Origin of the sequence: Streptomyces sp. SID10853, from assembly GCF_010548145.1 — a bacterium.
Classification (GTDB): Bacteria; Actinomycetota; Actinomycetes; order Streptomycetales; family Streptomycetaceae; genus Streptomyces.
Window position 1 is genome coordinate 1 of the sequence record NZ_JAAGLN010000349.1, and the last position, 5,260, is coordinate 5,260.

Below are 5,260 nucleotides of genomic sequence, written 5' to 3' on the forward strand. Positions count from 1 at the left end.
GCCCGACGGCGGCACCGGCGGCGCGGCGGGTTCGGCCGGGGTCCGCGAAGGTATCCGGGGCGCGCCGGGCGCGGCCCCCTGTGCGGCGGGAGCGGCGCCCTGCACGACACCACCTTCACGCAGTCGCCGGTACAGTTCGCGCAGCGCGGCCCTCGGTGGGACCGCGAGTTCCTCGCGCAGCCTGTGGTCGATGCGGTCGTACAGGCGGAGCGCCTCGTCGCGGTGGCCGCTGCGCTCCAGCGCGGTCATCATCAGCGCGTGCGCGGACTCGCGGAGGGGGTGGTCGCGGACCACCGGTGACAGCTCCTGGACAACGATGTCGTAGTGCCCCAGCTCTGTCATCAGCCTGGCGTAGTCCTCGACGGTCGACAGTCTGAGCCCGGTCAGCCGCTCCCGCTCGGCCTGGGCGAACGGCCCCGGCACGCCCTGGAGCGAGGTACCGCGCCACATGTCGAGTGCCCTGCGCAGGTCTCTGGCGGCGGCGTCCGGGGCGCGGCCGCGGTCGGTTCTGGCGCGGGCGCACAGGTCGAGGAACCGGGTGCTGTCCAAGTGCGCGGGGGGCAGCCGCAGACAGTAGCCGCCCGTGACACTCGCGAGCACGCCGTCGGTGGCGCGCTGTTGGTGCCCGGGGTCCAACTGCTTGCGCAGCGCGGCGATGTACGTGTGGATGTTCCCGCTCGCGTTGCCGGGCAGATGCTCGCCCCACACCGCGTCCATGAGCTGTTCCTTGGAGACCACACTGCCGGCCAGGCTGGACAGATAGGCGAGTACGGCCTGCCGCAGCGGCGGACCCGCGCTCTGCCGCACCCCGCCGACCTCGACGGTCACGGAACCCAGTATGCCTATCCGCACCGGCGCCGCGGTTCTCGCCGGCTGGACAGCCCTGTACAGATGGTTCACGGACATCCCCCCATCGTCGCGTACGACGCGAGCGGGCGGACGGCACGCACTGCTTACCCGCTGCTTCCCGTACCCCACCGTACGGAAACCGGGTAACCGGTTCGGGAATGAACCGGCCGGCCCCGCCCGGGCCGTTCGCCCCGGCGTGCTCGGTCAAGCATCTGCCAGGACTGGCTGCTACCAGTGTTCGCATCGACGAGCGTACCAGCTCCGGCCGTATTTACTCCTTGGTGCCGTTGAGGGCGGAAAGGATGTGCGGCCAGGCCGCAGCGCCGAGCGCGGCGTCCGGGCCGGGGCCGCCGCCGATGGCGTACACCGGCTCGCCCGCCAGCTCCGGCTCCCCCGGCAACAACGGGTGGTGGCCCGCGCCCGGGTCGCTCACCACGGTCACATCGCCGCCCGACTTCCGTATCCTGCGCTGCAGTTCGTACGCGTACTCCAGTGACGGCCACATCGCGTCCGCCCCGCCGGCCACCAGCACCACCCGGGCCGGTGTTCGCTCCACCGGGATCGCCGCGGCAGCCGCCTGCGCCGCGAACGTCCGGGCGCTGTGCTCGTACAGCGCCCGGAACCCCACGGGACCGGTGCCGTCCTGCCTCGGCAGGTGGGCCGCGTCGTACGGGGTGAACGGCAGCGGCACACCGTGGTGGGACCAGGAGGAACGGAACGGGTACGAGCGCCCGTCCGCGCCCGCACCGAGGTTGGCCCACACCACCGATGTCGGCGCGATCGCCACCACGGCAGCCACCCGCGGGTCGTGCACCGCGAGCAGCAGCGCCGCCTCCGCGCCCTTGGACTCGCCCAGCACGCCAACGCGCCGCGCACCGCGCGCGCACAGCAGGTCCACCGCGGCGGTGAACGTCTCCAGCGGGATCTCGCAGATGCCGGGCGGTTGGCCGGGACCGCCGAACCAGCGGACCGAGAGCGCCGTCAGCCCCTCGGCCGCGAGCAGCCGGCAGCGCTCATCCGCTATCTCCCCACCCGATCCGCCGAGCACCAGCACCGCCCGGTCGGAGCTGCCCGCAGGCTCGGTGAGCACACCCTCCCAGGGTTCGGTGATGGACTGGGTCGTGATCTTCGTTGCGTTGTGCACGACGGCTCCTGACCGGTCGGCGGGCGGGGGAACGGCTACCGGCGGGCGCCTTCAGCGCAGCCCCGGCGGGCGGCGGCGGAACGCCAGCAGGCAGAGCAGGAAGCCGCCGACGCACCAGGCGCCCAGCACCAGCGCGGTACGCCCGTGCTCCCAGCCCCCGGTCGCCTCGGCGGCCCTGAAGGAGTCCGGCAGCAGCGCCGAACGCAGGCCCTGTGCCATCCACTTGAGAGGAAAGAGCGACGCGACGAGCCGGAGAGCGCCCGGCAGCGAGGTGAACACGAAGAACACCCCGGAGATCAACTGCAGGATCAGGTAGGGGATCTGAGTGGCCGGCATCGCCGCCTTCACCGACGAGGTGAGCCGGCTGAACGCGATCCCGGCCAGCGAACAGGCCACCACCCCGAGCACGGTCACCCACACCAGCGTCCACCAGCGCCCGACGGTGTGCGGCAGCGCCACCCCGTAGCCCAGCCGGCCGATCACCAGCAGCAGTACGGTCTCCGCGAGCCCCACCACGACGGCCTGCCCGGTCTTGCCCAGCACATAGCCCGCGGGGGTCAGCGGGGTGGCCGCCAGCCGTTTGAGGGTGCCGTCCTCCCGGTCGGACGCGATGCCCACCGCCAGACTCATGAACGTGGTGGCCACCATGCCGGATGCGATGATCCCGCACACCAGCACGTGGCGCAACGGTACCCCGGTCCGCCCGACGTTCCCGGTGAACAGCGCGCCGAACACCACCAGCAGCAACAGCGGCAGCGCGAAGGTGAAGAGCACCGCCTGCCAGTTGCGCACATAGCCCTTGAGTTCGACCGCGGCCCGCGACCACCCGGCCCGCAGCACACGCGCGGTCGCCGCCGGCGCCGGTTCGCGCTCCCGGGCCGCGGAGGCGCGCACCACCGTGTCCTGTGTGTGCGTCGTCATGCGGCAACCTCCTCGGCAGGTCCGGTCAGTTCCGCCATCAGTGACAGGTAGCCGGACTCCAGTGTGGGACGGCTCACGCGCAGCCCGGGGACCTCGGCAACGGTGAGCTCGGCCGCCCGGTCGAGGACCGCGCGCAGCACGCCGGACGGCTGCGCGGTCCGTATCCGCACCCGGTCGTCCGTCAGCAACTCGACGTCGGTGCCGGGCGGCAGGCCCGATGGCGGCAGCAGCCGCTGCCCGGTGAACTCCACCACGCACCGCTGCGACTGGCCGCCCGCCAGCTCCGCGATCGTGCCCTGGGCCACCACCTTCCCGTCGGCCAGCACCGCCCCGCGCGCGGCCAGTTCCTCGACCTCTTCCATGGAGTGGCTGGTGAGGAGCACCGTGGTGCCGTCCTGGCGGGTCAGCTCCCGCACCGCATCCCACACCTGCCGCCTGGCCACCGCGTCCAGACCCGTGGTGGGCTCGTCGAGGAAGAGCAGTTCGGGCCGGCCCACCATGCCCAGCGCGATGTCGACCCGGCGCCGCTGGCCGCCCGACAGCCGGCCTATGCGCCGACCCGCCACCTCTTCGAGACCGACGTCCCGCAGCAGCGGCGGCACGGGCGCGGCCGCCGGGTACAGCCCGGCGAAGTGCGCCACCGCCTCGTGCACCGTCAGCTCGGACAGGGCGCCGGTCTCCTGCGGCACGACACCGACTCTCCGGCGCCAGCCGGGCCCGGCGTGTCCCGGGTCGTGGCCGAGGACGCTCACCTCGCCCGCGTCTCTCGCCAGGAAACCCCCGAGGATCTCCACCGCGGTGGTCTTGCCCGCGCCGTTCGGTCCGAGCAGCGCGAACACCTCCCCCGCCGTCACCCTCAGGTCCACCCCGCGCAGCGCCGGCCTGCGCCGGTACGCCTTGCGCAGCCGCGCACACTCGATCACCGGTGCGTCCACCGGCTCCTCCATTCCTCGGCTTGTACCCGTGCGTCGGTGGCCGTCAGCCGAGCTTCGGCATGACCTGTGAGGCGAACCGGCGCAGGCTCGGCTCCATCGTGGCCAGCGTCTGGCCGCCGAAGTCCACCTGCCACAGCATCGTGTCGGCGTGCAGCTGCGACGTGAGGTGCTGTGCCCGCTCCACGACCTGCTCGGGGGAGCCGACCACCGCGGTGCCCACACTGCGGAAGTCGTCGATACGCATGGTGCGCAGCGCCTGGCCCATCGCCTCGTACGACGGATAGTCCTTGGATGTGGTGCCGCTCCAGTCCTCCGCCGACTCCGCCCATACGGTCAGGTACTCGCGCAGGAACGGGTCGGCGACGCGGTACGCCTCCTCGTCGGTCTCGGCGACGAACATCGGCACGCTGACCGCGACCCGCGGCACCGCGTCGGTGCCGTGCACCGAGCGGAAGGTCTCCAGGTAGACCTCCACCATCTCGCGGGTGCCGGGCAGCGCGTCCTTGTGCGGCGGTGGCGTCACGAGCAGGCCGAACCCCTGCTCGGCGATCCACGCGAAGCTCTGCCGGGAGCGCACGGCGGCGACCCACACCGGCGGGTGGGGGCGCTGCTCAGGGCGCGGCAGGCTGGTGGCGCGGCGGAAGCCGAAGAACGGCGTCTCCTCGTCGACCGACTCCTCCGTCCACAGGCGGCGGACGGCGTTGACCGTGGCCTGGAACCGGGCGCGTGACTCGTCCATCGGGATGCCGAACACCTCGAACTCGTACGGCAGCCAGGCCCGCGCGAAGCCCACGTCGAGCCGTCCGCCGCTGATGGCGTCGACCATCGCCGTCTGGGCCGCGATCTGCACCGGGTGGTGGAAAGCCGCCTGGATGGCGCCGGTCATCAGCCGGATCGTGCTGGTGCGCGCCGCCACCGCGGACAGGAAGCCCAGCGGGTCGGGACAGTAGCCGCCGTAGTCGCGCAGATAGTGCTCGGTCATCTTGACGTAGTGCAGGCCCTCTTCCTCGGCGATCTGCGAGAGCGTCAGCACCTCCTGAAAGTAGTCGCGCGCCGAGCGGGCCGCTGGGCGGCAGTCGGGCAGCAGCGAAATACCGTGCTTCATCTTGCACCTCCGGTGGTGGTGACATCGGCCGGTCGGCCGGTTGACGAGGGCTCCTGCCGGGAGCGCGCCAGGAGCAGGAAGGTCCACCGCGCGCCCGCCAGCGGCAGGACGAGCGGAACCGACTGGAACAGGGTGGTCTCGACGACCGTGGTGAGCAGCGTCGCGACCGGGGCCACCCGGGGGGAGCGCCGGGCGTCCGGCCGGCAGGAGCGCAGTGCGGCGGCCACGAGAGCGAAGGCCCAGCCTGCGGCGGCCCCCGCCCAGCGCGTCGCTCCCGCGACGCCGATACCGAAGACCGCGGCCTGT

Annotated in this window: 6 protein-coding genes; all 6 read right to left on the reverse strand. The window is 72.7% G+C overall.

The features are described from left to right. Positions 1-828 (reverse strand): BTAD domain-containing putative transcriptional regulator (locus G3I19_RS34295; protein ID WP_203600975.1); only part of this gene is annotated, 828 nt, incomplete at its 3' end. 292 nt (positions 829-1,120) lie between these two features. Continuing rightward, entirely contained in the window at positions 1,121-1,993 is an 873-nt protein-coding gene (locus G3I19_RS34300; RefSeq protein WP_343235295.1) for an acyl-CoA thioester hydrolase/BAAT C-terminal domain-containing protein, read from the reverse strand. A 51-nt stretch (positions 1,994-2,044) separates the two neighbouring features. Beyond that, complete coding sequence (locus G3I19_RS34305) at positions 2,045-2,914, reverse strand: ABC transporter permease (protein WP_164267608.1); 870 nt, start codon at positions 2,912-2,914, stop codon at positions 2,045-2,047. Further along, positions 2,911-3,849, reverse strand: a complete 939-nt coding sequence (locus tag G3I19_RS34310) for an ABC transporter ATP-binding protein (RefSeq protein ID WP_343235296.1) — start codon at positions 3,847-3,849, stop codon at positions 2,911-2,913. The genes G3I19_RS34305 and G3I19_RS34310 overlap by 4 nt, the downstream gene beginning before the upstream one ends. 43 nt (positions 3,850-3,892) lie before the next feature. Further along, positions 3,893-4,954: an LLM class flavin-dependent oxidoreductase gene (locus G3I19_RS34315; protein WP_164267610.1), complete on the reverse strand. Its 1,062-nt coding sequence runs from the start codon at positions 4,952-4,954 to the stop codon at positions 3,893-3,895. Then, positions 4,951-5,260, reverse strand: a 310-nt coding sequence (locus G3I19_RS34320; protein ID WP_164267611.1) for a hypothetical protein, incomplete at its 5' end; no start/stop codon positions are given. The genes G3I19_RS34320 and G3I19_RS34315, both read right to left, overlap by 4 nt.

Bases quoted from the DNA above. Each gene is read 5' to 3' on its own strand.
- G3I19_RS34305 (WP_164267608.1), bottom strand. From the start codon at position 2,914: ATGACGACGCACACACAGGACACGGTGGTGCGCGCCTCCGCGGCCCGG.
- G3I19_RS34315 (WP_164267610.1), bottom strand. From the start codon at position 4,954: ATGAAGCACGGTATTTCGCTGCTGCCCGACTGCCGCCCAGCGGCCCGC.